This window comes from Actinomycetota bacterium, from assembly GCA_005774595.1.
Classification (GTDB): Bacteria; Actinomycetota; Coriobacteriia; order Anaerosomatales; family D1FN1-002; genus D1FN1-002.
The window spans coordinates 1-3,512 of the sequence record VAUM01000208.1 but is presented as its reverse complement, the minus strand read 5'-3'; the positions used below and the strand labels follow the sequence as shown (position 1 = coordinate 3,512).

Annotated in this window: 4 protein-coding genes; all 4 read right to left on the bottom strand. The window is 72.2% G+C overall.

Features of this window, described 5'->3' with window-relative positions:
* Positions 1-57 precede the first annotated feature (57 nt).
* Positions 58-1,023 carry a hypothetical protein gene (locus FDZ70_07970; protein TLM73021.1) on the bottom strand — a complete coding sequence of 322 codons (966 nt, stop codon included), beginning with the start codon at positions 1,021-1,023 and terminating at the stop codon, positions 58-60.
* Positions 1,024-1,044: 21 nt separating this feature from the next.
* Positions 1,045-2,025 (bottom strand): biotin--[acetyl-CoA-carboxylase] ligase, encoded by a 981-nt coding sequence (locus FDZ70_07965; GenBank protein ID TLM73020.1) that lies wholly within the window; start codon positions 2,023-2,025, stop codon positions 1,045-1,047.
* Positions 1,994-2,713, bottom strand: a complete 720-nt coding sequence (locus FDZ70_07960) for a DedA family protein (GenBank protein TLM73019.1) — start codon at positions 2,711-2,713, stop codon at positions 1,994-1,996. Before FDZ70_07960 ends, FDZ70_07965 begins: the two co-directional genes overlap by 32 nt.
* On the bottom strand, positions 2,710-3,512 hold an 803-nt coding region (locus FDZ70_07955), incomplete at its 5' end, for a DUF4143 domain-containing protein (GenBank protein TLM73018.1). The genes FDZ70_07960 and FDZ70_07955, both read right to left, overlap by 4 nt.

The window sequence follows — 3,512 nt, the reverse complement described above, 5'->3', positions numbered from 1 at the left end:
GCGTGACTGCGAGCACGAGCGCGGCGAGTGCCGCTGCACCGACCGTCGCGCGGTGCCTCACGCCGCCTCAGTCCCCCTCGCCGCGACGAGAGCACGGGCCCGCGCGAGCAGGTCCATGCCCTCGGCGCGCGCACGAGTGTCGACATACAGCCCGTACCAGGCCAGATGCGTGAACGGCAGCGCGAGCGAAACGGACGTCGCGGACAGCAGGCCCTCGAACGCCTTCCAGCCCCACGACAGCTCGCGGAAGACGGCCTGCGGGTCGCGGATGCTGTCGACGAGCTGGCGGACCGCCGCCGGCGAGTTGAGCGCGCCCTGCACGGCGAAGCTGATGAGCGAGAAGCAGATGAAGAAGCCGAGCACGCGGCCCCACCGGTGCGCGGTCAGGCGCCACGAGCGCCGGATCGAATCGACCACGCCGGCGCCCTCGAGCACCGTGACCGACGGCGCGAGCGCGAGGCGGCACGCCACGTACGGCGCGGGCACGAGCAGCAGCACGACGTACAGCGGGATCGTCACCCACATCGTCAGGGGCGACAGCAGCGCGAACACGATCACCGGGATCATCCCGGCCAGCGCCGAGACGATGTACGTGGCCTCGACCGCCATGAGCGAGAGGACGCTGACGCCCAGCAGGTGCACGTAGCGGCCGCGGCCGGCGCGGAAGACGCCGCGCAGGGTGAGCGTCTCGCCCGCCTGCAGCGCCGGGGCCGAGGCGTACACGCACGCCGCGACGAACATGGTGGCGAGCCAGTAGAGCGGCGAGACCGTGGACGAAAGCGTCGACGGGAGCATGAGCTGGCGGAACGACTCGGGGTCGATCCCACTGCGCCAGTCCCTGATGGTGGGCAGGAACTCGAGGTATCCGCGCATGTAGAACACCTGCGCGATGCTCACGACGAGCGCGGCGGGCCCGGCGACGATCAGCGACGCGGCCGCCAGCGGCTTCCACCCGCGGCGGTACAGGTCTATCGCGCCGTCGAGCAGCGCTCCGATGCCACGCGGCGCAAGCCCGCGGTCCACTTGCGAGGCCTTCCGGTCGCGTCACGCGCGCAAGGTGACCTCGCCGGCGACGATCGCCGTCACACCCTGCGCACCTTCCACGAGAAGCCTACCCCACTCGTCCACCCCGCGAGCGACGCCTTCGGCCACCACCGCGCCGGCCCGGTCGCGCACGGCCACGTCCGCCCCCGCGGTGGCGAGCCGCCGCGAGTACGCATCGCGCACGGGTGCGAAGCCCTCGCCCGCCTCGAGCGGCGCGCACGCCTCGGCGATGCCGTCGAGAACGGCCGCGGCCACCGCCCCGAGGCGCGGGGCGGGATCGAGCGCGTCGGCGAGGTACGCGGCGCCCGGTTCGCGCGCGCCCCCTACGGGCGGGCGCACGTTGATCCCGGCACCGACGACCGCCCACTCGAGCGCGTCGGACTCCGCCGAGACCTCGAGTAGCAGGCCGGCGAGCTTGCCTTCGCCGAGCAGGACATCGTTCGGCCACTTGAGCGCGGGTGCGGCGCCGAGCCGCTCGAGCCCGAGAGCGACGCCGAGCGCGCACGCGAGCGCGAGCGGCGGCGACTCGTGGACGGCGAGCGGCGGGCGCAGCACGGCCGACAGGTAGACCCCGCCGAGTGGCGAGGACCAGGTGCGCCCGAGCCGCCCGCGACCCCCGGTCTGCTCGGACGCGAGCACCACCGTGCCGTCGTGCGCGCCCGCGCGCGCGAGCACCTTCGCGTCGTCGTTCGTCGAGCCGGTCGGCCCGCCGCCTCGCAGGCCCCAACGCGCGGGGTCCTCGAGCAACGGCGCGACCTCGTCGGGCAGCGGCAGGTCGGGCACGGCGAGCAGCCGGTATCCGGACCCGGGGACCGCCTCGATCTCGTAGCCCGCCGCGCATAGCGCCACGACGTGCTTGCGGACTGCTACGCGGCTCACGCCGAGCCGCGCCGCGACCGCCTCGCCAGAGACGCCCGCCGAGCCCGCCTCGCGAAGCGCCGCGAGGACGTCACTGCGGCGCGTCGGCATCGTCAGGCGCATCGAGCTCGAGTGACTCGGCTATCATCTCGAGTTCGCGCTCGGCGCCCAGCTCGGCGAGCTTGCGACGCGTGTAGCGCCGCTTGCCCCACAGCAGGAACGCGATGACGGCCACCGCGAGCAGCAGGCCGAACCAGCTGAACGCGGTCACGATGCGCACGCCGACCTCGTAGTATTCGCCGAGCAGCGCGCCTATGCCGACCATGAGCGACACGTACGTCGCCGCGCCGAGCACCGTCCACGCCTCGAAGACGACGAAGCGCATGCGGCCGGCGCCGGCGAGCGTCGGCGTGATGTTCTTGAACACGGCGATGTAGCGCGCGAAGAAGACCGACTTGTTCCCGTGGCGCTCGAAGAACGTCTCGGCCGCTTCGTAGGTCTCCTCGATGCGGCCCCAGCGCGACGCGATCGCCTCGAACATCGGCCGGCCACCGCGCACGCCGATGACGTACGAGATGTTGGCGCCGATGAGCGTGCCCGCGAACGCGAGCAGCCACACCACGAGCACACTCGGGCCGTCCGGCGTGGTGACGGCGGTGAACGCAGCGGCAGCCACGAGCAGGTCGCCGGGCACGAAGCTGCCGAGGATGAACGTGTTCTCGATGATCGGGAAGACGAACGCGATGAGGTACGCGTGGTCGCGCACGGCCACGAGCAGCAGGTCGAAGAACCAGTCGATGAACTCGATCACGGGCGCTCCTCGTCGAAGTGCGCACGCAGGCCCGCAAGCCCCGTGAACAGCACGGTACGCTCACCGACCGAGCGAGGGAACGGCGCGTCAAGGTCGGCGCAGACGACGAAGTCGGCGCCCTCGGAGTAGCGACGGCGGAAAGCGCGCAGTCCCGCGAGGTCGCCGGCGTTGCGCGACCGCCACTTGCACTCGACCGCGACGGGGGCCCGGCCGCGTCTGATGAGCACGAAGTCCAGCTCGGGGCCCTTCTTCGCTCGCCAGTAGCGCACCTCGACGTCCGGCAGGCGCGCCTGGATCTCGTTCAGCACGTAGTGCTCCCAGAGCCTGCCGAGGTCCTCGTCGCGCGCCTCGCGCCACCCGGACGCCCACCGTACGAAACCGGTATCGAAGCCGTAGACCTTCGGCGCCGAGACGATCTCCGTGGTCCGCCGGGTGGAGAACGGCGGGACGATGCTCGCGACACCGGTCACCGCGAGCGCCTCCAGGTGGTTCGCGATGGTGGTGCGGCTCACCTCGCAGGCCTCCGCGAACGCCGTGGCCTCGAACATCCCGCCGCTGCGCGCGAGCACGAGCTCCACGAACCTCACGAACGCAGCCCGCTGCTGGATGCGGAAGAGCTCCTGCACGTCGCGCGCCCAGTATGAGCTCAGCCACTCGGCGCAGTCGGCGTCGGCGTCCACCGGATCCTGGAGGAAGAACGGGGGCAGCCCGCCGCGCCACAGCCGCTGCTCGAGCGACCCGCCGAAGGCCGCGAGGTCCTCCGAGATCATCGGTGTGAGCCAGACCGACTCCTTGCGCC